This window comes from Nocardioides sp. Z40_12, from assembly GCF_058215795.1.
In genome coordinates, this window is the sequence record NZ_JBZAJA010000007.1 from 23,758 (window position 1) to 47,721 (window position 23,964).

Here is a 23,964-nt window from a genome sequence, read left to right on the forward strand (position 1 = left end):
CCGGGACGGCGTGGCGGTCATGGGGGCCACGAGATGAGCCGGGCCTTCCCGGCCGAGCACTCCACTCCCGCACAGACCGGCACCGTCGAGCGTGCCCTGCCGCTGCTGCGGACCGGTCCGGTCCCCGACGGGGCCGGGCGAGGGGACCGCCGACCGGGCCTGCGCATGGTCCTCGTCGTCGAGATCGCCGCGGTGGTCGCCGCGATGACCGTGGCGGCGGCCCTGGTCGGGTCGAACCCCTGGGTCGGCCTCGCCGTCGGCCTGGGAGCGCTGGTGGTGGCCTACCAGCCGGGTCGGGACGCCGTCCGTCCCGGGCTGCCCACGCGGGGCCGGGTGGTCAGGGACCTGGCCCTCCCCTTCGCGGCCGTGGGGCTCGCCTGCGCGGGTGGCTGGGTGGAGGCGACCGCCCTGGAGACCGCCCTCGCCGTGCTCCTGGCCGGTGGGTCGGTGACCCTGCTGGCCGCCGCCGTGCGCCGCGCCGCGATGACCGGCGTCCGGGTGGTGGTCGTCGGGCCGGCTGCCGAGGTGGCGTCGAGCTTCGCGTGCTGGGACCGGGACCGCCGCGTCCGGCTCGTCGGCACCCTGGTCGTGGAGGAGGACCCCCCCGGCTCGGTGCCGGGGGAGCGCTTCGACTCCCAGGATCCGCGTCAGCTGATCCTCGGGTTCCGGCCCGACATGGTCCTGGTGGTGCCGGGGCCGGGCGTGGACTCGGAGGTGATCCGCCGGATCGGCTGGGCCCTCGAGGGCACCGGCGCCGGCCTCGCGGTCTGCTCGGGGCTCGCGGGCATCGCCGCGCACCGTGTCCAGCACACGCAGATGGCGGGGATGAGCGTGATGCAGGTCCGCTCCAGCCGGCCGTCCTGGCTGGTGCGCGCAGTGAAGTCCCTGGCCGACCGGCTCTGCGCCCTGCTGCTCCTGGCGGTGCTCTCACCCCTGCTCGCCGTCCTCCTCCTGCTGCTGCGGGCCACCTCGCCCGGTCCGGGACTCTTCCTCCAGCAGCGGATCGGCCGCCACGGTCGTCCGTTCACCATGTACAAGCTGCGCACCATGCACGTGGACGCCGAGCAGGTCAAGGAGCTGCTGCGTGACGTCGACGAGGGCAACGGGCTGCTCTTCAAGAAGGAGCACGACCCCCGGGTGACCCGGCTCGGCCGGGTCCTGCGCCGGTACTCGCTCGACGAGCTGCCTCAGCTGGTCAACGTGCTCAACGGCGACATGTCCCTGATCGGGCCGCGACCGGCCCTGCCCGACGAGGTGTCGTGCTACACCTCGATGGAGCGGCGACGCCTCGCGGTCCGGCCCGGGATGACCGGCGCCTGGCAGGTCAGCGGGCGGTCCACGCTGGGACGCGACGAGTCGATGAACCTCGACCTCGACTACACCGACAACTACCGGCTCACCGACGACGTCCTGATCGCGCTCCGCACCGTCGACGCGGTGGCGCGGCCCCGAGGTGCGTGGTGAGCACCACGACCACCACGACGACGACGACCACCACCCCCAGGGCGCCGACGAGGGCGAGCGTGGTGATCCCCGCGCACAACGAGGCCCGCACCATCGGGCGCAGCCTCGCCGCCCTGCGGTCGGGAGTGGACGGGCTCGACCTCGACGTGGTCGTCGTGTGCAACGGGTGCACGGACGGGACCGCCGCCGTGGCCCGAGCCGCCGACCCCGAGGCCCGGGTGATCGAGATCGCGCAGCCGTCGAAGTCGGCGGCCGTGCAGGTGGGCAACGCGGCCACCACGGTCTTCCCCCGGGTGCACCTCGACGCCGACGTCGAGCTGACCGGGACCGCCCTGCGCGCCCTGCTCGAGCCGCTCACCAGCGGCGAGGCGTTGGCCACCGCGCCCCGGCGCGCGTTGCCCCGGGACGGCTGCTCGCCGTGGGTCGACTGGTACTACGACGTGTGGGAGGCGCTGCCGCAGGTGCGGTCCGGCCTCTTCGGGCGCGGCGTGGTCGCGGTCGCCGAGGCGGCCCAGCAGCGGATCGCCGCCCTGCCGCCGCTGATGAGCGACGACCTGGCCATCTCCGAGGCGTTCGAGGAGGAGGAGCGTCGGGTCGTCGACCGCGCGACCGTGGTGGTCCACCCGCCCCGGACGCTCGGCGACCTGGTCCGGCGGCGGGTCCGGGTGGCGACCGGCAACGTCCAGGCCGCGGAGGCCGGCGTACGCCGGACCGGCTCCGCCACGGGCCCGCTGACCCTGGTCGCGCTGGTGCGCCGGCGTCCGTCCCTGGCCCTGCGGATGCCGGTCTTCCTGGGCGTCACGGTGATCGCCCGACTGGGCGCGCGCCGGGCCGTGCGGGCCGGTGACTTCAGCACCTGGCAGCGGGACGAGAGCTCACGCCGATGAGCGCGCAGCGCCGTGGACCGGGCCGCCGTCTCGGCGCGGCGCTGCCCGCCCTGGCGCTGCTGCTCGCCGGGCTCGTGGGCCCCGGGCTGTCCTCGGCAGAGGCTGCCGACCCGTGCGGGGCGGGAGGCAACGCCATCGCCTGCGAGAACTCCAAGCCGGGGACCAGCCCGTCGGTCTGGGACATCGACGGGGCGGGGGACGACTCGATCCAGGGATTCGCCACCGACGTCTCGGTCAACGTGGGGCAGCGCGTCGACTTCAAGGTCGACACCGACGCCTCGTCGTACACCATCGACATCTACCGGCTCGGCTACTACCAGGGGCTCGGAGCCCGCAGGATCACCTCGATCGTCCCGACCGCGGTCCTCCCGCAGGCCCAGCCGTCGTGCATCAGGGACAACGCCACCGACCTCTACGACTGTGGGACCTGGGCCGTCTCGGCCTCCTGGACGGTGCCGGCGACGGCGGTGAGCGGGGTCTACGTCGCCCACCTGAAGCGCCCGGACGGCGACGAGAGCCACATCACCTTCGTGGTCCGCGACGACGCCAGCAGGTCCGACGTCGTCGTGCAGACCTCCGACACCACGTGGCAGGCCTACAACACCTACGGCGGGGCGAGCTTCTACCGGGGCGGCGCCCACGGACGCGCCTACAAGCTCAGCTACAACCGCCCGGTCCTGACCCGGGGCCAGCAGGACGGGCGGGACCACTTCATGGGGACCGAGTACCCGCTCGTGCGGTTCCTGGAGCGCAACGGCTACGACGTCAGCTACCAGGCGGGAGTCGACACCCACCGGCGGGGCGGCCTGCTGACCAACCACAAGGTCTTCATCTCGGTGGGCCACGACGAGTACTGGACCGGGACGCAGCGGACCAACGTCGAGGCTGCCCGCGACGCGGGTGTCGGCCTGCAGTTCCTGAGCGGCAACGAGGTGTACTGGCGCTCGCGCTACGAGCCGTCGATCGACGGCCGCGGAACCTCGCACCGCACCCTGGTCGCCTACAAGGAGACCTGGGACAACGCCAAGATCGACCCCTCGCCGGAGTGGACGGGCACGTGGCGCGACCCGCGTCACGCCCCCGGCGCCCAGGGTGGCGGCCTGCCCGAGAACGCCCTGACCGGGACCATGTTCAAGGCCAACTTCAGCGACCTGCGACTCGCGGTGAGTGCGACCGAGGGGAAGCTGAGGCTGTGGCGCCACACGCCCTTGGCGAGCCTGGCCGCCGGGACGACCGCGCAGCTCGCGCCCCACACGGTCGGCTACGAGTCCAACGAGGACGTGGACAACGGGTTCCGGCCCAAGGGCCTGATCCGGACCTCGACCACGGTCGGACCGACGCCGGAGTACCTGACGGACTACGGGACGCGCGTGGTCCCCGGCACCACGACGCACCACACCACGCTCTACCGGGCCGCCAGCGGTGCCCTGGTCTTCAGCGCGGGATCGGTGCAGTGGTCGTGGGGGCTGGACCCAGAGCACGACTCGTCCTTCGCCCCCGAGCCGGCCGACGCCCGGATGCAGCAGGCGCAGGTGAACCTGCTCGCCGACATGGGGGCCCAGCCGACGACGCTGATGTCCGGCCTCACCCGGGCGACCCGGACCACCGACTCGGCGGGGCCGGTGGTGAGCATCACCAGCCCCGCAGCGGGCACGACGGTCGCCAACGGGACCCAGGTGACCGTGAGCGGGACGGCGTCCGACGCCGCGGGCCGGGTCGCCGGGGTGGAGGTCTCGGGCGACGGCGGTCGGACGTGGCACCCCGCGACGGGCACCACCTCCTGGTCCTACACCTTCGTCCAGTCGGGGATCGGTGCGGTGGCGCTCCAGGTGCGCGCCACCGACGACAGTGCCAACACCGGCGCGACCGCGAGCCGATCGGTCACCGTGACGTGCCCGTGCTCGATCTTCGGCGCGCAGGTGCCGACGCCCCCCGCCACCACCGACACCTCGGCCCTGGAGCTGGGCGTGCGGTTCAGCCCCACCATGGACGGGTTCGTCTCGGGGCTGCGGTTCTACAAGGGGCCGGGCAACGGGGGGTCGCACGTCGGCTCGCTGTGGAGCACGGCCGGGACGCTGCTCGCCCGCGGCACCTTCACCGGTGAGAGCGCGACCGGCTGGCAGACGCTCCAGCTCCCGGAGCCGGTCCCGGTCGCCGCCGGCCAGACGTACGTGGCCTCCTACACCGCTCCGCAGGGCAGGTACGCGTTCGCGACCGACGCGTTCTACGAGGCGCCCAAGGTCGCCACGCCGCTCCGGGTGGCCGGCGGGTTCGGCGCCGCCCCCGCGGGCGTCTTCGCGGACCCCGGAACGTTCCCCGACCGCAGCTACGGGAGCAGCAACTACTTCGTCGACGTGCAGTTCACGACCAGCGACGAGTCCCCGTTGCGGGCCGGCTCGCACGCCCCGCTCGCCGGGTCGACCAGCGTCCCGGTCCAGAGCGCAGTCACGGCCGTCTTCTCCAAGCCCGTGGTCCCCGGATCGGCCACCCTCCAGCTGCACGACGCCCTGGGCGAGCCGGTGGCCGGCACCAGCCGGTTCGACGCGGCGACCCGCACGATCACCTTCACCCCGGCCCAGCCCTTCGCCGGCTTCGTCACCTACCGCGCCACGGTGAAGGGCACCGACACCCTCGGCCAGGCGGTCACGGCGGGTGGGGAGTGGAGCTTCACGAGCGCCGAGCCCGCCGCCGCGCCGGGCGTCTGCCCGTGCGGGGTCTACGACGACGCCGCCCAGCCGGCGATGCTCCAGGGCCCCGACACCGCGGCGGTGATCGTGGGGCTGCGCTTCGCCCCGCTCCGGGACGGGCAGGTCTCCGGGCTGCAGTTCTACAAGGGGCCCGACAACACCGGGACGCACGTGGGTTCCCTGTGGCGGGTCTCCGACGGCGCTCTCCTGGCCCAGGGCACCTTCGGTGCCGAGTCGACCGCAGGCTGGCAGGAGCTCTCGTTCGGCTCGCCCGTCGACGTGCAGGCGGGCGTCCAGTACGTCGTCTCCTACCGGGCCCCGGTGGGCAGGTACTCGATGACCACGGACGCCTTCGCCGGGGGCGCTCTCGACACCGCGCTCATCGATGCCCTCGGCGGCAGCTACAGCTACTCGGCGGGGTTCCCGGCGGACCGGTCCTCCAGCAGCTACCTGGTCGACGTCGTCTTCCGGAAGGCGCCCGAGCCGCTGAGCGTGACCGGGCAGGCGCCGGCACCCGGCGCCGTCGAGGTGCCCCCGGGCACCTCCGTCGCCGTCGACTTCTCCACCGCCCTCGCCCCGGGCGCGAGCCTCACGGTGAAGCAGTCCGGGAGCCCGGTCGCGGGCACCACCACGCTGGCTGCGGGAGCGACCTCGCTGCGGTTCACCCCGGCCGCGCCGTTGGCCCGGGGGACCGACGTCGAGGTCACGCTCTCCGCAGTCACCTCGACGGAGGGGGTCGCGCTGGCCCCCAGGGTCTGGTCGTTCCGGACCCGGACCGCGGCCCGGACGGAGACGGGCGAGCAGACCCTCTTCACCACCCAGGTCCCGTCGGTGCCGGCGGTCTCCGACGCGAGCCCGGTCGAGCTGGGGACGGCCTTCGTCCCGTCGCGCGACGGACGGGTGACGGGCGTCCGGTTCTTCAAGGGCCCCGGCAACACCGGTACGCACCGGGGGTCGCTCTGGTCGGTGAGCGGGCAGCGCCTCGCCCAGGTCACCTTCGCGGGGGAGTCGGAGAACGGGTGGCAGGTCGCCTACTTCGACCAGCCGGTGCCGGTGAGCAAGGGCACCGAGTACCTCGTCTCCTACCTGGCTCCCCGCGGTCACTACGCCGCGACGCAAGGGCTCTTCTCCACCGAGCTGGTCTCCGGGGACCTCCGGGCCCGGTCGGGGTCGAACGGCCGCTACCAGTACGGCGCGACCGGCGGCTTCCCGCAGGACTCCTGGGGCGCCACCAGCTACTTCGTGGATCCCGTCTTCGAGGCCACTGCGGCGTCCGTCGCCGTCGAGTCCCGGAGTCCGGTGCCCGGCGCGACGGGGGTGCTGACCTCGGCGCAGCCCCACCTGACCCTGACCGAGCGGGTCCGGCCCGCGGGATGGTCGGCGAGCCTGACGCGGGGAGGGACCGCGGTGCCGGCGGGAGTCGCGCTGAGCGACGATGCCAGGTCGCTGGTGGTCACCCCGGAGCAACCGCTCGCGACGGGGGCGCTGCACACCCTCACCGTCAGTGGCGTCGTCTCCGAGGACGGCGCGGTGCTGCCGACGCAGTCGTGGAGCTTCACGACCGAGCTGACCTCGTCGCCCGTCGCCACCCTGTTCGAGGGGGTGGTCCCCGCGACGGCGGCCGCTGCGGACGGCGCCGCCGTCGAGCTGGGGACCAGGTTCGTGCCGACGGTGGACGGCGAGGTCCTCGGGGTCCGCTTCCACAAGGGCGCCGGGAACGCCGGTCCGCACCAGGGCTCCCTGTGGTCCGCGGCGGGAGAGCGCCTCGCGACCCTCACCTTCGCCCACGAGAGCGCGACCGGGTGGCAGAGCGCCACGTTCGACCGGCCGGTCGCGGTCACGGCCGGGACGACGTACGTCGTCTCCTACCACGCCCCCGTCGGGCGCTACTCGCTCACGACGGGCTTCTTCGGCCAACCGTTCAGCCGGGGAGGCCTCACGGCCCCGGCCGGGGCCAACGGCACCTTCCGCTACGGGGCGGGCGGGGGGTTCCCGACCGACAGCCACGGGGCCAGCAACTACTTCGTCGACGTCACGTTCAGGCCCACGCCCTAGCAGCACCCACTCATCCACACATCGCGCAGCACACGGGGGAGTCAGATGACCAGCACCTCACAGGAACGAGAGCCGATCGGTGTCGTCGTCGTCGGCGCCGGCTACTGGGGACCGAACCTGATCAGGAACTTCGGGTCGAGCCCGGACTGGGAGCTCGTCGGGGTCTGCGACCTGGACGAGCAACGTGCCCGGGCCGTGCTGGGCAACGCCGGCGGAGCCCACGTGACCGCGTCGCTCGAGGAGGTGCTGGGCCGCGACGACGTCGACGCGATCGCCATCGCCACCCCAGCCCGGACGCACCAGGGGATCGCCCTGGCGGCGCTGGGGGCCGGCAAGCACGTGCTCGTGGAGAAGCCGCTGGCCGACAGCGTCTCCCACGGGTCGGCGATGGTGGAGCTGGCGGCCGAGCGGGCGCTGGTGCTGATGGCCGACCACACCTACTGCTACACGCCGGCGGTGCTGAAGATCCGCGAGCTCGTCGAGGCGGGCGAGCTCGGCGAGATCCTCTTCGTCGACTCCGTGCGGATCAACCTCGGCCTCGTCCAGCCGGACATCGACGTCTTCTGGGACCTGGCCCCCCACGACCTGTCGATCCTCGACTTCGTGCTGCCCGGCGGGCTGCGCCCCAGCGGTGTGGCCGCCCAGGGGGCGGACCCGTTGGGGGCGGGGAAGGCCTGCGTGGGCTACCTCAGCCTGCCCCTGCCGGGTGGGGCGATGGCCCACGTCCACGTCAACTGGCTCAGCCCGACCAAGATCCGGCAGATGGTGATCGCCGGCACCCGCCGGACCCTGGTGTGGGACGACCTGAACCCGCAGCAACGGGTGAGCGTCTACGACCGGGGGGTCGACCTGGCGCAGCAGACCGCCGGCGCGACCGACCGGACCGACGCGACCATCTCCTACCGGCTCGGCGACACGTGGGCCCCGGCCCTGCCGGAGCGCGAGGCCCTGGGGGCGATGGTGACCGAGTTCGCCGCCAGCATCCGGGGGCGACGCACGGCCCGGACCGACGGGGCCGCCGGGCTGAGGGTGCTGAAGGTGCTCGATGCCGCGTCCCGCAGCCTCGGTGCCGGCGGGGTCCTCGTCGACACCGAGATCAGCGCCGCGCGGCTGGAGGTGGCGGGATGACGAGCCTGGCAGGGGCGCAGGTCCTGGTCACCGGAGGCGCGGGGACGATCGGCTCCACCCTGGTCGACCAGCTCGTGGCGGCGGGGGTGGCCCACGTCGACGTGCTCGACAACCTGGTCCGCGGCCGGCGCGCCAACCTCGACGACGCGCTCGCCTCGGGTCGGGTCACGCTGGTCGAGGGCGACATCACCGACCGGGACCTCGTCGGTGACCTGACCTGGGGCAAGGACGTGGTCTTCCACCAGGCCGCGATCCGGATCACCCAGTGCGCCGAGCAGCCGCGCCTCGCGCTGGAGGTGATGGTGGACGGCACGTTCAACGTCGTGGAGGCCGCCGCGCAGGCGCGGGTCGGCAAGCTGGTGGCCGCCTCGTCGGCGTCGGTCTACGGGATGGCGGAGGAGTTCCCCACCGGGGAGCGGCACCACCACCACAACAACGACACCTTCTACGGGGCGGCGAAGTCGTTCAACGAGGGCATGGTCCGCAGCTTCCGCGCGATGCACGGGCTCGACTACGTGCTGCTGCGCTACTTCAACGTCTATGGGCCGCGGATGGACGTGCACGGCCTCTACACCGAGGTGCTGGTGCGCTGGATGGAGCGGGTCGAGGACGGCCTTCCTCCGCTGATCTTCGGCGACGGCCGCCAGACCATGGACTTCGCCTGCGTCCCGGACATCGCCCGGGCCAACGTGCTGGCCGCCGCCAGCGACGTGCGCGAGGGGGTCTACAACGTCGCCAGTGGCACCGAGACCAGCCTGCTGGAGCTGGCCGAGGCCCTGCTCCGCGTGATGGGCCGCACGGACCTCTCGGTCGAGCTCGGTCCCGAGCGGGCGGTCAACGGCGTGGTCCGGCGACTCGCGGACGTCTCGGCCGCACGGCGCGACCTCGGCTTCACCACCCGGATCGGGCTCGAGGAGGGGCTCGAGAGCCTGGTGGAGTGGTGGCGCCCGCTCCGCGAGGAGATCGCCTCGGGGCGTCGTCCGGCAGGTGCCCGATGAACCGGATCGACGTGATGCGGCCGTGGCTCGGCGAGGAGGAGGCTGCGGCCGTGGCCGAGGTCATCGCGTCCGGCTGGGTCGCCCAGGGACCCCGGGTGGCGGCGTTCGAGGCTGCCTTCGCCGCCCACCAGCAGGTGGAGCACGCGGTGGCGGTCTCCAGCTGCACCACCGGGCTCCACCTGGCCCTGCTGGTCGCGGGGGTGGGCGCCGGGGACGACGTGGTGGTGCCGTCCTTCTCGTTCATCGCCACCGCCAACGCGGCGGCCTACCTCGGCGCCCGGCCGGTCTTCGCCGACGTCGACCCGGTGACGGGGAACCTCACCGCCGACACGGTCGCCGAGGTGCTCACCGCGACCACCGTGGCCGTGGTGGTGGTCGACCAGGGCGGCGTGCCGGCCGACCTCGGCCCGATCCGCAAGCTCTGCGACCCGCTCGGCATCGTGGTCGTCGAGGACGCGGCCTGCGCCGCGGGGTCGACCTACCGTGGCCGGCCGGTGGGCGTCGGGGCCGAGATCGCCGCGTGGTCCTTCCACCCGCGCAAGCTGCTCACCACCGGCGAGGGGGGAATGGTCACCACCTCCCGGCCGGAGTGGGCCGAGCGGATCGCCCGGCTGCGCGAGCACTCGATGAGCGTCTCGGCGGCCGAGCGGCACGCCAGCGTGCTGGCCCCGGCCGAGGAGTACGCCGAGGTCGGCTTCAACTACCGGATGACCGACCTGCAGGCGGCCGTCGGACTGGTGCAGCTGGCCAAGCTCGACGAGATGGTCGCCCGGCGGCGCGCGCTCGCCGACGGCTACGCCAAGGCCGTCGGCGAGATCGACGGCCTCCGCCTGGTCGCCGACCCGCGGTACGGGACGACCAACTTCCAGTCCTGCTGGGTGGAGGTGGAGGAGGGGTTCCCCCTCTCCCGCGACGCCCTGCTCGGGAAGCTCGCCCGGGCCGACATCTCGGCACGACGCGGGATCATGGCCGCCCACCGCCAGCCCGCCCACCGGTACCGGTACGGCGGGGGGTTGCCGCTGCCGGCGACCGACCGGCTCACCGACGGCACGCTGATCCTCCCGCTGCACCACCATCTCTCCGAGACCGACCAGGGCCGCGTCGTCGAGGTGCTGCGCAGGGCGGGGGACAGACGATGAACGTCCCGTTCGTGGACCTGGTCTCCCAGCACGCCGAGATCGCCGATGAGGTGCAGGCCGGTCTCGCCGACGTCTTCGCCCGGGCCGCCTTCATCGGCGGTGAGGAGGTCACCCGGTTCGAGGAGGAGTACGCCGAGTACGTCGGTGCCCGGCACTGCGTCGGCGTCGCCAACGGCACCGACGCCCTCGAGCTGGCGCTGCGGGCCGTGGGCGTCGGGCCGGGTTCCGAGGTGGTGCTCCCGGCCAACACCTTCATCGCCACGGCGGAGGCGGTCTCCCGGATCGGTGCCACACCGGTCCTGGTGGACGTCGACGAGGAGCACCTGCTGGTCGACGTCGGCGCGGTGGAGCGGGCGATCACCCCGCGGACCGGGGCGGTCGTGCCGGTGCACCTCTTCGGGCAGGCGGCTCCGGTGGAGCTGCTGGAGCCGGCGTGCCGGGCCGCCGGGATCCCGATCGTGGCGGACGCGGCGCAGGCGCAGGGTGCGAGGCGGCACGGCCGGGCGGCCGGCTCGCTGGGCAGCGTCGCGGGGACGAGCTTCTACCCCGGGAAGAACCTCGGCGCCGCCGGCGACGCGGGGGGCGTGACGACCGACGACGCGGAGGTCGCGGAACGGGTGCGGATCCTGGGCGCCCACGGGTCCGGGACGAAGTACGTCCACGACGTCGTGGGGGTGAACTCCAGGCTCGACACGGTGCAGGCGGTCTACCTGAGGGCCAAGCTCAGCCGGCTGGAGAAGTGGAACCAGCAGCGCCGCGAGGCCGCCGACCGCTACGCCGCCATGCTCTCCGGGCTCCCGGGCGTCCGGCTCCCCGGGACGGCGGCGGGCAACGAGCACGTCTGGCACCTCTACGTCATCCGGGTGCCGGAGCGTGATGCGCTCCTGGCCGGGCTGACGGAGGCCGGGATCGGCTGCGGGATCCACTACCCCACGCCGGTGCACCTCACCGGGGCGTACGCCGGACTGGGGCGGGGGCCCGGCTCCTTCCCGGTCGCGGAGGCGGCCGCGAGCACGATCCTCTCCCTGCCGATGCACCAGCACCTGGGGCCCGAGCAGCAGCAGCGGGTGGCCGAGGTGCTGGCCGGTCTCGTGGGAGCCGGGCGATGACGAGCCAGGACGTGCGCCCCCGTGAGCTCTGCCCGGTCGGTGCGAGGCACCGTCACCCGGCGCCGGCCCTGGTCGGCCACCCGACCGCGACGGTGGTCATCCCCTGCTACAACTACGGCCGCTACCTCGGCCAGGCGGTCGCCTCGGCCCTCGCGCAGCCCTCGGTCCGTGTCGAGGTCGTCATCGTCGACGACGCGTCCACCGATGGCAGCACCGCGGTCGCGGAGCAGCTGGCGCGCGCCGACGACCGGGTCCGGCTGATCGCCCACGAGGAGAACCGCGGTCACATCGCCACCTACAACGACGGTCTCGCCGCGGCGACGACCGACTACGTGGCGCTGGTCTCCGCCGACGACCTCCTGGCCCCGGCGGCGCTGACGCGTGCCCTCGCCGTGATGGAGGCGGTGCCGACCGTCGGCATGGTCTACGGCTCGATCAGGACCTTCGACGGGCCGGCCCCGGTCGCCACGGAGCGCCACGGGGCACCGTGGGTCCACTGGGACGGGGCCGAGTGGGCTCGCAAGATCTTCACCAAGGGCTCGAACGTGGCGTACTCGCCCGAGGTGGTCCTGCGCAACTCGGTGCAGCAGCGGATCGGCGGCTACGACCCGGAGCACCCGCAGGCGGGCGACATGCTGATGTGGCTGCTGGCCGGGGCCGCGGGGGAGGTCGGCATCCTGGTCGACACGGTCCAGGCGTTCTACCGGGTCCACGGCGCCAACATGCACTCCTCGGTCTTCTCGGTCGGTCAGACCCACGGGGTGATCACCGGGCTCGAGGCCCGCCTCCGGGTCTTCGAGACCGCGGCATCCGCGTACGAGCAGGGGGACGCCCTGCTGGTCTCCGCGCGGGCGGCGCTGGCCCGGGAGGCGGTCGAGACCGCCTCGAGCGCCCTGGTGGAGGGGTGGTCGGACCCCTCGTTCGCCCAGGAGCTGGTGGCCTTCGCCACGCGCGTCGACCCCTCGGTCGTCCGGAGCCGCGCCTGGCGGATGCTGCGCCGGCGCCAGGCCTGGGGGAGCCGCAGCCGGGGGAACCCCCTCTTCCTGCCGCGCGAGCGCTGGCTGACCGAGCGGCACCGCGTCCGGAGCCGGCGTCAACGACAGGGCCTGGTGTCGTGAGCGAGGAGGTCCTCGGCAGGGCCGTCGGTCGAGGACTGGCCTGGGGCGGGCTGAGCGCCCTGGTGCTGAGGTTCAGCAGCCTGGGCCTCGGCATCGTCCTCGCCCGGTTGCTGGCCCCCGAGGACTTCGGCGTCTACGCCATCGCCCTCACCGTCCAGGGGATCCTGATGGCGGTGATGGACCTGGGCCTGAGTGCCGACCTGGTGCGCACCCGGACCCCCGCCGTCCGCGAGCCCACGGTGGCCACGCTGAGCCTGGGCACCAGCGGGGTCCTCGCCCTGGCCATGGTGGCGGCGGCAGGTCCGCTGGCGTCGTTCCTCGGCAGCACGGAGGCCACGCAGGTCATCCAGGTGCTGGCGCTCACCATCCCGCTGGGGGCGCTCGGCGTCGTCCCGTACGCGCGGATGCAGCGCCGGTTCATGCAGAAGCAGATGTTCGCCACGAGCGTGGCCGGCTTCCTGGTCGACGCCCTGGTCACCGTCTCCCTGGTCCTCCTCGGCTGGGGTCCCATGGCCCTGGCGGTCGCCCGCGTCGCCTCGCAGGTCTGCACCACGTTCCTGCAGTTCCTCCTCACCCGCTGCCGCCCCACGCTGGGCTGGTCCACGGAGATGGCCGGCTCCGCGCTCTCCTTCGGGGTGCCGCTGGCCCTGGCCAACATGGTCTCGATCGCGGTGCTCAGCGCGGACAAGGCGGTCGTCGGTCGTCTCGCCGGCGAGGTCTCCCTCGGCTACTACGTGCTGGCGTTCAACATCGCCAGCTGGCCGATGACCGCGCTCGGGCAGACGATCCGTCCCGTGGCGCTGGCCGCCTTCTCGCAGCTGCGCCGCGAGACGCACGACGCGGGCCGGAGCCTCGTCGTCGCGGTGCAGCTCACCTACGGACTGGTGGCGCCGGCCGTCTGCCTCCTCGCGGCCGTGAGCGTCCCGCTGGTCTCCTTCCTCTACGGCGAGAGGTGGCTGCCCGCGGCCACGGCGCTGCCGGCGCTGGCCCTGGTCGGTGGCCTCCGGGTGCTCTTCGACCTGTTCGCCACCTACCTGATGGCGCTGGGCCAGGCGCGTGCCGTGCTGCACCTGCAGGTGCTCTGGCTGGCCTCGCTCATCCCCGCGGCGGTCGTCGGCACCAGGTGGGGAGGTCTCGAGGGGGCGGCCTGGGCCCAGGCCGTCATCGCCCTGCTGATCGTGCTGCCGGGCTACCTGTGGGTGTGCCGGCGCTCGGGGGCCCGCGTGCGCGACGTCGTTCCTGCGGTGGCGCTGCCGATGCTCGCGTCCGTCCCGGCCTTCGCCGCCGCCGTCCTGGTCGCCGGTCTGGTCGACTCGTCGGCGCTGGCGATCGTGGCGGCGGGCGCGGCGGGCACGGCGGTCTACGCCGTCCTCATGCACCGGTGGATCACCAGGGCCCTGCGCACCGCCCGCGAGATCGGCGCGGTGGAGTCGGGCGTGGTGCCGGTGCCCCTGCGAGCGGGAGGGACCCGATGAGAGGGCCGCGGCGCGTGCGCCCGACGACCTGGCAGGGACCGCCGCCGGTGGTCTCGGTCGTCGTCCCGTGCTTCAACTACGGGCGGTTCCTGCGCCAGGCGGTGAGCAGCGTGCTGGGCCAGGACGGGGTCCGGCTCGAGGTGGTGGTCGTCGACGACGCCTCGACCGACGACTCGGTCGAGGTGGCCTCGGCGCTGGCGGAGGCCGACCCCAGGGTCCGGCTGCTCAGGCACCGGACCACGCGCGGCCCGGTGGAGACCTTCAACGACGGGCTGGCCGCCTGCTCGGGGGAGTTCCTGGTCCGGCTGGATGCCGACGACCTGCTCACGCCGGGGTCGCTGCGCCGCTCCACGGACGTGGCCCAAGCGCTCCCGTCCGTCGGACTCGTCTACGGCCACCCCGTGCACTTCCGCGGCGACCCACCGCCCGTCGCGACGAAGGTCCGGGAGTGGCGGGTCTGGCGGGGTGCGGACTGGCTGAGCGACCGGTGCGAGGACGGGCACAACGTGATCACCGCGCCGGAGGTCCTGATGAGGATGGCCGCGGTCCGGCAGGTCGGCGGGCAGCGGCCCCTCCCGCACACCCACGACATGGAGATGTGGTTGCGGCTGGCTGCGGTCAGCGACGTCGCCTACGTCGTCGGCGCCGACCAGGCGTGGCACCGCGAGCACGACGCGAGCCTCTCGGCGCGGGAGGTGGACGCGGTCAGGGACATGGAGGGACGGCTCGCGGCGTTCCGGGAGCTGGGAGGCGGTGTGGTGGCGCGGGTCCCCGGGGTCGCCGAGGGGGTCCGGCACGCCGTGGGGGCGATCGCGCGGGAGGCGGTGCGGGAGGCCGCCTACGAGCGCCGCCGGGGCCGGCGCGGTCGGCCGGAGGTGGTGAGGCGTCTCGCCGAGCTCGCGGTGGAGGCGGACCCGGAGGTCACCGGGACCACGGCGTGGGCAGCGCTGCAGGGCGGCGGCCCGGTCGGGCGGCCCGTCCACGCGGTGGCCCAGTCGCTCCGTGCCAGGTGGACCTGGTGGCGCCTGCAGCGGCGCTGGGCGCGGACCGGGACCTGGGGGTGAGCGCGCCGATGGACGCCCGGCTCCGGGGACTCCTCGCGACACGCAGCACCCCGTGGCGCAGCCCTCGGCCGCGGCTCGTCGTCTCCGAGCGCCAGTCGGCGCCGCCCACCCTCTACTTCCTGTGCCCGGACTACGACCGTCCGTCCGGCGGCGTGCGCGTGATCTACCAGCACGTCGACCTCCTCAACGACGCGGGCCGGCGCGCCCGGGTGATGCACCGGCGACGCGGCTTCCGGTGCAGCTGGTTCGACAACGCCACGGCGACCGTGAGCTCGCGGGACCAGGGCGTCGGACCGCAGGACGTCCTGGTCGTCCCCGAGCAGGACGTGGACCTCCTGGTGCGCGCGCCGCGGCGGCCACGGCACGTCGTCCTCAACCAGAACGCCCACCTCACCTGGACGAACGCCCCCGGGCCGGCGTCGGCCTACTACCGCGACCCGGAGGGTCTGCTCGGGATCCTGGTCGTCTCCGAGCACAACCGGGCCTACCTCCAGCACGCCTTCCCGGAGCAGCGGGTCCTGCGGGTGCGCAACCGGGTCGAGTCGGAGGTCTTCCGGGCGCGTGCCAAGGACCGGCCACGCCTCGTCTACGTCCCGCGGCGCGGCGCCGACGACTGCGAGCAGGTGCTCGGGATCCTCCGCGCCAGAGGGGTCCTGGACGGGTGGGACGTGGAGCGGGTGGCCACCCGCTCGCAGCGGGAGTTCGCCGACGCGCTCGGCCGGGCCACGATCTACCTCACGTGCTCGCGGCAGGAGGGGTTCGGGCTTCCCCTCGCCGAGGCGATGGCCTGCGAGGCGTACGTCGTGGGCTACCACGGCTTCGCCGGGATCGAGCTGATGCAGCCCGGCTTCTCCGCGCCGGTGCCCGCCGGCGACGTGCTCGCCCTGGCACGCGAGGTGGAGAGCGCGGTGGCGGCCGAGCGCACCGAGCCCGGGTGGTGCGCGCGACGCGGAGCGCTCGCCAGGTCGTTCGTCGCCTCCGAGTACGGCGCGGAGCGGCAGCGCGCGGAGCTGCTGGGCGCCTACGACTCCCTGGTCGGCAAGAGCCTGGGGTGGGAAGGCCGGGAGCCGTGACGAGGGCGCCGTCGCCCCGGGACGTGACCGCGCTCATCGTGACGTGGAACAGCTCCTCGGACCTGACCGCGGCGATCGGCTCCCTGGAGGCGGCCTTCGCGGGGGTGCCGCGCTGGCGCCTGGTGGTCGTCGACAACGGCTCCGAGGACGGCTCCGCCGCGCTGGCCCGACGTCTGTGCCCGGCGGCGACCGTGGTCGAGAGGGGACGCAACGACGGCTACGCCGCGGGCGTGAACGCCGGGATGCGCACCGCCCCCGACAGCGGGGCGTTCCTCGTGCTCAACCCGGACGTCACCCTGTCGCCGGGGTGCGTGGCCACCCTCCTGGAGTCGCTCGGGAGCAGCGGCGCCGGCGTGGTCGTGCCCCGGCAGCTCGACTCCGGCGGACGGCTCAACCCCTCCCTGCGCCGGGAGCCCACGCTCGCTCGGGCCTGGGGGGAGGCGCTGCTCGGCGGAACCCGCGCCGGCAGGTTCGCCCGCCTCGGCGAGCTGGTGGTGGACCCGGACGCCTACGACGCCCCCCGGTGGGTCGACTGGGCGTCCGGCTCGGCGCTGCTCGTCGCCGGGGAGTGCGCCCGCGCGGTGGGCCCGTGGGACGAGGGCTTCTTCCTCTACTCCGAGGAGACGGACTTCGCACGGCGGGCGAGGCGGCTGGGGTTCGGCATCCGCTACGAGCCGGGGGCGGTGGTGCGGCACCGCGGGGGCGAGTCGCACGTCTCCCCGGTGCTCTACAGCCTCCTCGCCCGCAACCGGGTCCGGTACTTCGCGCGTCACCACGGGCCGGTGCCCGCGCTCGCCTTCCGGTGCGCGGTGCTGACCAACGAAGCGCTCCGGGCCCACCGGCCCGTGCACCGGGCGGCCCTGCGCGCCCTGCTGTCGCGGCCCTCGGGCGGGGAGTCGACCGGCGCGACCGTACCGGGCCGTCGGGCGGGGGAGGACCCGGCCGGGGAGAGCGGGGGCCTGCGGGTGCTCTACAGCTTCCCGCACACCCTCGGGGCGCCGGGGATCGGCACCACCGCCCTGCAGCAGGTGCTGGCGCTGCGGCGCCTCGGCTGCGACGTCACCGTCTGGTGCACCTCACGCGCCGCGGGCGTCCCGCGGGACCTTCGGGTGGTGGAGACCCTGCGGGTCGCCGGCCGCCGGGTGCCGCACCGCGTCCTCGGCGTGGACCGCGCCTACCGCTACCACGACCGGCGGGTGGCCCGGGCGCTCGCGCGGGGAGTCCCGGGGTACGACGTCGTCCACGCCTGGCCCCGTGGCTCCCTGGCGACGCTGCGGGCGGCCCGCAGCCTCGGCGTCCCCGGGCTGCGCGAGGTCCCGAACACCCACATCGTCCACGGGTACGCCGAGGTGGCGCGCGAGTACGACCTGCTTGGGATGGCCCTGCCGCGCGGCCACTCCCACACGCCGTCCCCGCGCCGCCAGGCGCTGGAGGAGGCCGAGTACGCCGCCGCCGACGGCCTCCTCGTGCCGTCCGACCACGTCGCCGCCACGTTCGTGGCCCACGGCGTGGACGAGAGCCGGTTGCACCGGCACCGGTACGGCTACGAGCCCGGCCGGTTCACCGCCTCCTCCCCGCCGGAGACCTTCACCGCCGTCTTCGTCGGGCGCGCGGAGCCCAGGAAGGGCCTCCACTACGCCCTGCGCGCCTGGCGTGCCTCGGCCGCCGCCGGCAACGGACGCCTCCTGGTCTGTGGCGAGGTCGACCCCGCCTACGCGGAGCGGATCGCCGAGGAGCTCGCGGCGCCGGACGTGAGCGTGACCGGCTTCGTCCCCGACGTCGGTCGCCTGATGGCGCGGGCCGACGTGCTGCTCCTGCCGTCGGTGGAGGAGGGGAGCGCGCTGGTGGTCTACGAGGCGATGGCCTGCGGAGTCGTGCCGCTGGTCTCCACCGCGGCGGGTGCGCCCGTCCGGGACGGGGTCACCGGGCTCCTGCACGCCCCTCGCGACGTCGACGCGCTGACGCAGCAGCTCACCCGGCTCCGGCTTGACGAGGAGTGCCGGGCGCAGCTGCGGCGGCAGACGCAGGAGGCGGCGCGCACGCTCACCTGGACGGACTCGGGCCGCCTCCTGCTGGGTTGCTACCGCGATGTCGTCGGGTCAGGTCACGGGTTGACCGGGTCGCCCGCCCTGGGCCCGTCGGCCCACACGTTCCCCGACCAGGTGTTCCCGGCCGACCGCCAGTAGGCGACGGGCCCGTAGAAGCCGGAGCGCGGGAAGTACCGGGTGCTGAACTGGTTGTCGACCACCCGGTGGCCGCGCGCGGTGTCGGGTGCGCCGCCGTACAGGGTGAAGCCGCCTCCGGCGAAGTAGTTGTCCTTCACCACGACGTTGGTGTCCGGGTTGCTGCCGAACTCGCTGAGCATGATGGCGCTGGTCTGGTTGTGGTCGTTGAGCACCGTGTTGTGCACGACCCTGGCGTTCACCGCGGCGGTGACCTCGAGCCCGTCGTTGTGCGCGTCGGGCAGGTCGGAGAGGTCGTGGACGTAGCTGTCGTAGATCTCGGTGTTGGCGTCCATCTTGGCGCCGTCCCCGGCGCCGCTCAGGTCGAGGCGCTGGCCGACCCAGCTCGCGCCCGCGATCGACGCCTGCGTCTCGGGGCCGCCGCGGAGCGTGGAGTCCACGACCGTGAGCCTCTTGCCGTAGTTGTAGAGGACCCAGAAGCCGTCCGAGACCACCTTGACGTTGCGCACGGTGACGTTGTTCGCCCGGATGATGAGCGGGCCGCGGATCTCGCGGTTCTCGATCACCGCCCCGTCGTTGGTGACGGTCAGGCCGCTGTTGCGCACCTCGAGGGGACCGCTGGCGCCGGTGTCGGCCGCGGACGGGAAGGCCCCCGCCTGGCTCGGCGGCGGTGTGGACGGCTTCTGCGTGGTCTCGTCGTCCACCGTGACGTCCACCAGCACGTCGACCCAGTAGTTGGTGGAGTCGAAGGTCTGCTCCGGGAAGCGGGAGGTGGAGCCGTAGCGGAAGACGCCGTTCGCGCCCCCGCCGGGCGCGGTCAGCCCGGCGCGCTTCACGGCGTTCGCGAAGCCCTGGCGGGTGGCGGCGTAGCGGCCGCGCGGTGCGTAGACGGAGACGGTGTAGGTCTTGCCGGCCGCGATCGCGACCGGCTGGGAGAACACGGCCGTGACCCATCGCGCGCCCGTCGTGGCCGGCAGGTCGACCCGGGCGAGGCGGCGACCGTTGCTGTTCCACAGCGAGGCCGACGTCGGCGTGACCGAGGAGGCGCGGGCCGCCTTGTAGACCTGGGCGCCGACCACCTCCGCGTCGCGGGAGGAGGTGAACCGCATCCCCAGCTCGACCGCGTTGCGGTCGTCGTCCGCCACCACGGCGGAGGGGGTGGCGTCGGAGAAGAGGCCGACCGTCTCGGATCCGTCGGGGGCGGACGTGCTCTGCCCGGCGGGGAGGAGGGTGGCCGCGGCGGCCAGCACCGCCAGGGCGACCGACGAGAGCGTGAGTCGCCGGGACCGACGCGTGCGCCGGGTGCCGGACGAGGAGAGAGGGGTGGGCATGAGGCCCTGCTTTCGGGGTTGGGGCGCCGGTGCCGACGAGTGACGCGAATCTGGTCGGGGAGCACTCCGAACCGTCGGCGCCCCCCACCACTGAGTACGCCCTTCCCTGGATCTTCGAATCTAGCGCGCGGCTGGGTGTGCGCGGACGAATCGTCTCGAGGCACGCTCCGCGGGCGCGCGACACCCCTAGACTCGCCTCGTCGGAGCAGCGCGCTGGCCGGAGGTGCCATGGCTTTCCCGGTCGACCCAGACGGTGAGCTCCCCGGCGTGTCTACCGGCGCGCTCGCCGGTGGTCGGGTGGTCACCGATCTCGCGGAGCTGGCGGGCCTCGAGGCCGAGTGGCGCGCCGCCGGCCCCACCGGCCCGGAGACGGACCCCGGCTACTTCACCACCCTGGTCCGGAGCCTCCCCGGCACCGAGTCCCCGTGCGTGCTGTCCCTCCCGCGCGAGGAGGGGGGCACGATGCTCGTCGTCGGCCGGATCGCGAGCACCGCGGTCTGGGTGCGGCTGGGCTACCGCAGGGTCGCGAGGACGACGGGCCGGGCCCTGGTGCTCTCCTTCGACGGGGTGCTGGGGGCGCGCAGCCCGCAGGACTGGCAGCACGTCGTCGGGGCCCTGCTGGCGCTGCTCGACGACCTCGGCCTGGACGCGGTGGTGGCGCCCAAGCTGCCGGAGGGCTCGCCGTTCGTCGCCGCCGTCCGGGGCCTCCTCGGCCCGGCGAGGCTGAGCGTCTCGGGTCCCACTGGCAAGTGGCTCGTCGAGGTGCGCGACGACTGGGGGCAGTGGCTCGAGCGCCTGCCCTCCAAGACGCGGAAGGACTTCCGCTACCACCTGTCCAGGCCGGAGCGCAGGTTCGGGGAGCGGCTCTCGCTGCGCCGTCTCGTCGGGGCGGGCGACCTGGCCGAGCTGAGGGCCGGCCTGGCGTGCGTGGACGCCGGCTCCTACCAGGCCGGTCTGGGCATCGAGGAGATGCCGGCCGCCACCCGCGAGGCGGTGCTGGCCTGGGGGGCGGCGCACGGCGCCCTGCGCTCGTGGCTCGTGCTGGTCGACGGGACGCCGGTCTCCTACTGGTGGGGTTTCGTCGTGGGACGGACGTTCTTCGCCCAGGCCACGGCGTACGACGCCGCCTTTGCGAAGGATCGCCTGGGCAGCTACGCGTTCGGCCGGATGATCGAGGACTGCTGCGAGGACCCGGGGATCGACGAGATCGACCTGGGCTTCGGGGACGCCGCCTACAAGGAGCGGTTCGCCACACGTCACGTGCTGGCCACGGACGTGACCGTCTTCAGCCGGCGACCCCGGGGCCGGCTGATGCGGGTGGTGGTCGGTCTCGACGTGCTCCGGGCGCGGGCGGCCGGTTCCCGGTGGGCTCGAGGGGAGGCGGCGCGCAGGCTCAAGCGACGGTTGCGGGCGAAGGCGGTGCAGGGGCCCGGCGACCGGGGGCCGGTCGCCGGCTGAGCCGGAGGGCGAGCAGCACCAGCAGGGTCGAGGCTGCGAGCCACCCGGCCAGGGCACGCACCGGATCGCCGTCGTGGAAGGTCACCGCGACAGAGCCGGGATCGCTCACCACCTCGATCCGGTCGTCCGGCGGGACACCTGCCTCGCTCTCCCACGACGCCAGGGTGGCCCGGACGCGGGCCTCGGCCTCCTCGAGCAGGAGCCGGACCTCCTCGGCGGTGCCGGCCACCGCCTGCACCTCCAGGGTGGGCTGGTCGTAGATGCGCTGCCACTGGGATCCCTCGGACCGCTGCTGGACCGACCACCCGTGGCGGACCCCCTGGTCCAGGAGGGTCACCTCGGGTGAGATGTCGACGAAGCCCTCCGACCCGCCGACCGAGCGAGCGACCATCCCCGCGACCCCGATGGTGCTGTTCATCCGTGGGGGCAGGAGCGTGGGACCGGGCGGACGCCCGGGCGGGACGAGGATCAGCGCGGACTGACCGAAGTGGACGCCGGGCGGGCTCAGCACTGCCCAGCCGACCAGCAGGCTGAGCAGCAGGGCGCAGACCAGCGGCACCGCTCCGCCGCGAACCCCCCGGTGGAGGTGGCGCCTCGCGTCGCTCGCCCGCTCGGTCCCGCCCATCGAGCCCCATCCTGCACCCCGCTCGAGCCGTTAGGCTAGGCGACCAGCAGCTGGTGGGACCGTGAGACGGCGATGCGTCTCCAGGGGTCTCCAGGGGGATGGGGCGGCGATGACCGTAGGAGCTCTGCTCCGGGCACTGGCGCGGCGTTGGTACGCCACCCTGCTCGGGCTCGTGATCACCGCGGTGGCCGTGGCTGCCGTGATCAACCTCGTTCCGGTGCGCTACGAGGCGCGGGCCTCCCTGGTGCTGCTGCCGCCCGTCTCCACCGAGGCGGAGGTGAAGAACCCCTTCCTGAGCCTCAACGGCCTGGACTCGGTCAACAGCGTGCTGGCGCGCACCATGCAGACCGACCCCGTGGCCCAGCAGGTCGCGGAGGTCTCCGGGGACGCCGATTACACCGTCGCGGAGGATCCCACCGCGAGCGGACCCCTGCTGCTGGTCGTCGTGGAGGACCTGACCGAGCAGGGAGCGCTGACGGCCCGCGACACCCTGGTGGAGATCGCGGCGTCGAGCCTCCAGGAGCTCCAGCTGGCCAGCGAGGTGGAGAGGGAGGCGCTGATCAGGACCTCGGTGGTCTCCGCGGACCCGCTCGTGCAGACGATCCGGAAGTCCCAGCTGCGGGCGCTGCTGGTCGTGCTCTCCGGGGGACTGGTCGCCACCGCGGGTCTGGTGGCCCTGCTCGACGCCTTCCTGAGGCGGCGCCGGCGTCGTCCGGCACCGGGCGACCGGGGCTAGCGATGGCCCTGGCGCGGCTGCGCCACCCGACGGATCGTGCGGTGGGGGACAGCGCCCTCCTGCTCCGCATCTACGTGACGCTGCTGCTCCTCGTGCCCTCGGCGCTCGTGGTCGCCCCGCTGGGAGCCGCGGGAACGCCGGCCCAGCTCTTCGGCATGGCTCTGGCGGTCCTCGCGCTCGTCTGGAGCGCCCTGGCCCCGTCCCGCCCCGGCGAGGAGGTGCAGCAGGTCACCAGGGCGCCGGTGATGGTCCTGATGGCGGTCTTCGCCGCCTGCGTCCTGATCAGCTACTCCGTCGCCGCGGCGGGCGCGGTGGGCTCCGTGGAGCTCAGCGCGGCCGACCGGAGCCTGCTCTCGGTCCTCTCCTGGGTGGGCGTCGTCGTCACGGCACTGGTCGTGGGGGCCTCGGCGAGCTCGGAGGAGTCCGTGCTGGGACGGATCGCCGTCCTGTCCGGCCTGATCGCCCTGTTGGGCATCCTCCAGTTCCTCACCGGCGACGTGCTGGTCGACAGGATCAGCATCCCGGGGCTCTCCCTCAACGGTGACATCGGCGGGGTGGGGGAGCGGGTGGGCTTCACCCGGATCGCCGCCACCGCGGTGCACCCGCTCGAGTTCGGCGTGGTGCTGAGCATGGCGCTGCCGCTGGCGCTGCACGTGGCGATGGCGGGCTCCGGTCCGGCGGGGCGTCTTCGGCGCTGGTGGCCGGTGGCAGCCATCGCGGTCGCAGTCCCGCTCAGCATCTCCAGGAGCGCGATCGTCTGCGTCGTCGTCGCCCTGGTCATCGTCTCGATCGGCTGGTCGGGGCGCCAGCGTCGCGCCGCCCTCGCCTGGATCGTCGTCCTGCTGATGTCGATCTACGTCCTCGTCCCCGGCATGCTGGGCACCCTGCTCAAGCTCTTCACCGGGATCTCCGACGACGGCAGCGTCCTGTCACGGACCGACAGCTACAGCCTGGCCGGTGAGTTCATCAGCCGCTCGCCGGTCCTGGGCCGCGGGTTCTTCACCTTCCTCCCGCAGTACCGCATCCTCGACAACCAGTACCTCGGGATGCTGATCGAGATCGGCATTCTCGGGACGCTGTCCTTCCTCGCCCTCCTGGCCGGCTCGATCCTCTCGGGTCTCCGGGCGCTGCGTCACGAGGAGCCGCAGGACAGGTCGCGGACGCGTGCGCTCGTCGCCGCGGTCGCCGCGGCGGCCGTGAGCATGGCGACCTTCGACGCCCTGGGATTCCCCATGGTGCCCGGCCTGCTCTTCCTCTGCCTCGGTCTGCTCGGCGCGAGGGGCCGGAGCCTCACGGCACCCCTGGCCCCCCTGGCGGAGCCGGGCAGTGGCGGCTCCGGGCGCGGGGACTCCCACGGCGTGCATCAGACAGGTGCGTGACGCCTCCGGCTCCGATACCGTTCTCTGGTCCGCACGTCGGACGCCGGACGTCGGG

The 23,964-nt window shown here is 73.9% G+C and carries 17 protein-coding genes; 15 read left to right on the forward strand and 2 right to left on the reverse strand.

All coding sequences use genetic code 11. The annotated features are described in order from the left end of the window. The first annotated feature begins 33 nt into the window (after positions 1 to 33). From AC4BG9_RS13660 to AC4BG9_RS13715, 12 genes are read left to right on the forward strand one after another with little or no spacing between them, the layout of a single operon-like run. On the forward strand, positions 34 to 1,464 hold the full coding sequence (locus AC4BG9_RS13660) for a sugar transferase (RefSeq protein WP_490571657.1): 1,431 nt from the start codon (positions 34 to 36) through the stop codon (positions 1,462 to 1,464). Then, positions 1,461 to 2,351 carry a glycosyltransferase family 2 protein gene (locus tag AC4BG9_RS13665; protein WP_490571658.1) on the forward strand — a complete coding sequence of 297 codons (891 nt, stop codon included), beginning with the start codon at positions 1,461 to 1,463 and terminating at the stop codon, positions 2,349 to 2,351. The genes AC4BG9_RS13660 and AC4BG9_RS13665 overlap by 4 nt, the downstream gene beginning before the upstream one ends. Beyond that, the gene (locus AC4BG9_RS13670; RefSeq protein WP_490571659.1) at positions 2,348 to 7,093 is read left to right on the forward strand and encodes a DUF4082 domain-containing protein; all 4,746 of its coding nucleotides are present in this window, start codon (positions 2,348 to 2,350) and stop codon (positions 7,091 to 7,093) included. Before AC4BG9_RS13665 ends, AC4BG9_RS13670 begins: the two co-directional genes overlap by 4 nt. Before the next feature lie 45 nt (positions 7,094 to 7,138). Next, complete coding sequence (locus AC4BG9_RS13675; protein ID WP_490571660.1) at positions 7,139 to 8,221, forward strand: Gfo/Idh/MocA family protein; 1,083 nt, start codon at positions 7,139 to 7,141, stop codon at positions 8,219 to 8,221. Next, a complete protein-coding gene (locus AC4BG9_RS13680) occupies positions 8,218 to 9,219 on the forward strand; it encodes an NAD-dependent epimerase/dehydratase family protein (protein ID WP_490571661.1) in 1,002 nt (333 codons plus the stop codon). Before AC4BG9_RS13675 ends, AC4BG9_RS13680 begins: the two co-directional genes overlap by 4 nt. Further along, positions 9,216 to 10,358, forward strand: a complete 1,143-nt coding sequence (locus AC4BG9_RS13685) for a DegT/DnrJ/EryC1/StrS family aminotransferase (protein WP_490571662.1) — start codon at positions 9,216 to 9,218, stop codon at positions 10,356 to 10,358. The genes AC4BG9_RS13680 and AC4BG9_RS13685 overlap by 4 nt, the downstream gene beginning before the upstream one ends. Next, on the forward strand, positions 10,355 to 11,467 hold the full coding sequence (locus AC4BG9_RS13690) for a DegT/DnrJ/EryC1/StrS family aminotransferase (protein WP_490571663.1): 1,113 nt from the start codon (positions 10,355 to 10,357) through the stop codon (positions 11,465 to 11,467). The genes AC4BG9_RS13685 and AC4BG9_RS13690 overlap by 4 nt, the downstream gene beginning before the upstream one ends. Next, a complete protein-coding gene (locus tag AC4BG9_RS13695; protein ID WP_490571664.1) occupies positions 11,464 to 12,585 on the forward strand; it encodes a glycosyltransferase family 2 protein in 1,122 nt (373 codons plus the stop codon). Before AC4BG9_RS13690 ends, AC4BG9_RS13695 begins: the two co-directional genes overlap by 4 nt. Beyond that, a complete protein-coding gene (locus AC4BG9_RS13700; protein ID WP_490571665.1) occupies positions 12,582 to 14,060 on the forward strand; it encodes a lipopolysaccharide biosynthesis protein in 1,479 nt (492 codons plus the stop codon). Before AC4BG9_RS13695 ends, AC4BG9_RS13700 begins: the two co-directional genes overlap by 4 nt. A 14-nt stretch (positions 14,061 to 14,074) precedes the next feature. Further along, entirely contained in the window at positions 14,075 to 15,124 is a 1,050-nt protein-coding gene (locus AC4BG9_RS13705; protein WP_490571666.1) for a glycosyltransferase family 2 protein, read from the forward strand. After that, positions 15,079 to 16,197: a glycosyltransferase gene (locus tag AC4BG9_RS13710; protein WP_490571667.1), complete on the forward strand. Its 1,119-nt coding sequence runs from the start codon at positions 15,079 to 15,081 to the stop codon at positions 16,195 to 16,197. Before AC4BG9_RS13705 ends, AC4BG9_RS13710 begins: the two co-directional genes overlap by 46 nt. Beyond that, entirely contained in the window at positions 16,194 to 18,383 is a 2,190-nt protein-coding gene (locus AC4BG9_RS13715; RefSeq protein WP_490571668.1) for a glycosyltransferase, read from the forward strand. The genes AC4BG9_RS13710 and AC4BG9_RS13715 overlap by 4 nt, the downstream gene beginning before the upstream one ends. Here AC4BG9_RS13715 and AC4BG9_RS13720 read toward each other — a convergent pair. Then, on the reverse strand, positions 18,302 to 19,711 hold the full coding sequence (locus AC4BG9_RS13720) for a DUF4082 domain-containing protein (RefSeq protein WP_490571669.1): 1,410 nt from the start codon (positions 19,709 to 19,711) through the stop codon (positions 18,302 to 18,304). The two genes, AC4BG9_RS13715 and AC4BG9_RS13720, sit on opposite strands and share 82 nt — an antisense overlap. Before the next feature lie 267 nt (positions 19,712 to 19,978). On the opposite strand from AC4BG9_RS13720, the gene AC4BG9_RS13725 reads away from it, so the two are divergent. Next, on the forward strand, positions 19,979 to 21,169 hold the full coding sequence (locus tag AC4BG9_RS13725; protein WP_490571670.1) for a GNAT family N-acetyltransferase: 1,191 nt from the start codon (positions 19,979 to 19,981) through the stop codon (positions 21,167 to 21,169). On the opposite strand, the gene AC4BG9_RS13730 is transcribed toward AC4BG9_RS13725, so the two are convergent. Continuing rightward, positions 21,105 to 21,794 carry a hypothetical protein gene (locus tag AC4BG9_RS13730; RefSeq protein WP_490571671.1) on the reverse strand — a complete coding sequence of 230 codons (690 nt, stop codon included), beginning with the start codon at positions 21,792 to 21,794 and terminating at the stop codon, positions 21,105 to 21,107. The two genes, AC4BG9_RS13725 and AC4BG9_RS13730, sit on opposite strands and share 65 nt — an antisense overlap. 109 nt (positions 21,795 to 21,903) lie before the next feature. Between AC4BG9_RS13730 and AC4BG9_RS13735 the strand changes: the two genes are divergently transcribed. Together AC4BG9_RS13735 and AC4BG9_RS13740 are read left to right on the forward strand one after the other, a co-directional pair. Continuing rightward, positions 21,904 to 22,530, forward strand: coding sequence for a hypothetical protein (locus tag AC4BG9_RS13735; protein ID WP_490571672.1), 627 nt, complete (start codon positions 21,904 to 21,906; stop codon positions 22,528 to 22,530). Between the two features lie 41 nt (positions 22,531 to 22,571). After that, complete coding sequence (locus tag AC4BG9_RS13740; protein ID WP_490571673.1) at positions 22,572 to 23,909, forward strand: O-antigen ligase family protein; 1,338 nt, start codon at positions 22,572 to 22,574, stop codon at positions 23,907 to 23,909. Positions 23,910 to 23,964: the final 55 nt, after the last annotated feature.

Bases quoted from the DNA above. Each gene is read 5' to 3' on its own strand.
- AC4BG9_RS13690 (WP_490571663.1), top strand. From the start codon at position 10,355: ATGAACGTCCCGTTCGTGGACCTGGTCTCCCAGCACGCCGAGATCGCC.
- AC4BG9_RS13685 (WP_490571662.1), top strand. From the start codon at position 9,216: ATGAACCGGATCGACGTGATGCGGCCGTGGCTCGGCGAGGAGGAGGCT.
- AC4BG9_RS13730 (WP_490571671.1), bottom strand. From the start codon at position 21,794: ATGGGCGGGACCGAGCGGGCGAGCGACGCGAGGCGCCACCTCCACCGG.
- AC4BG9_RS13675 (WP_490571660.1), top strand. From the start codon at position 7,139: ATGACCAGCACCTCACAGGAACGAGAGCCGATCGGTGTCGTCGTCGTC.
- AC4BG9_RS13720 (WP_490571669.1), bottom strand. From the start codon at position 19,711: ATGCCCACCCCTCTCTCCTCGTCCGGCACCCGGCGCACGCGTCGGTCC.
- AC4BG9_RS13670 (WP_490571659.1), top strand. From the start codon at position 2,348: ATGAGCGCGCAGCGCCGTGGACCGGGCCGCCGTCTCGGCGCGGCGCTG.
- AC4BG9_RS13695 (WP_490571664.1), top strand. From the start codon at position 11,464: ATGACGAGCCAGGACGTGCGCCCCCGTGAGCTCTGCCCGGTCGGTGCG.
- AC4BG9_RS13735 (WP_490571672.1), top strand. From the start codon at position 21,904: ATGACCGTAGGAGCTCTGCTCCGGGCACTGGCGCGGCGTTGGTACGCC.
- AC4BG9_RS13680 (WP_490571661.1), top strand. From the start codon at position 8,218: ATGACGAGCCTGGCAGGGGCGCAGGTCCTGGTCACCGGAGGCGCGGGG.
- AC4BG9_RS13660 (WP_490571657.1), top strand. From the start codon at position 34: ATGAGCCGGGCCTTCCCGGCCGAGCACTCCACTCCCGCACAGACCGGC.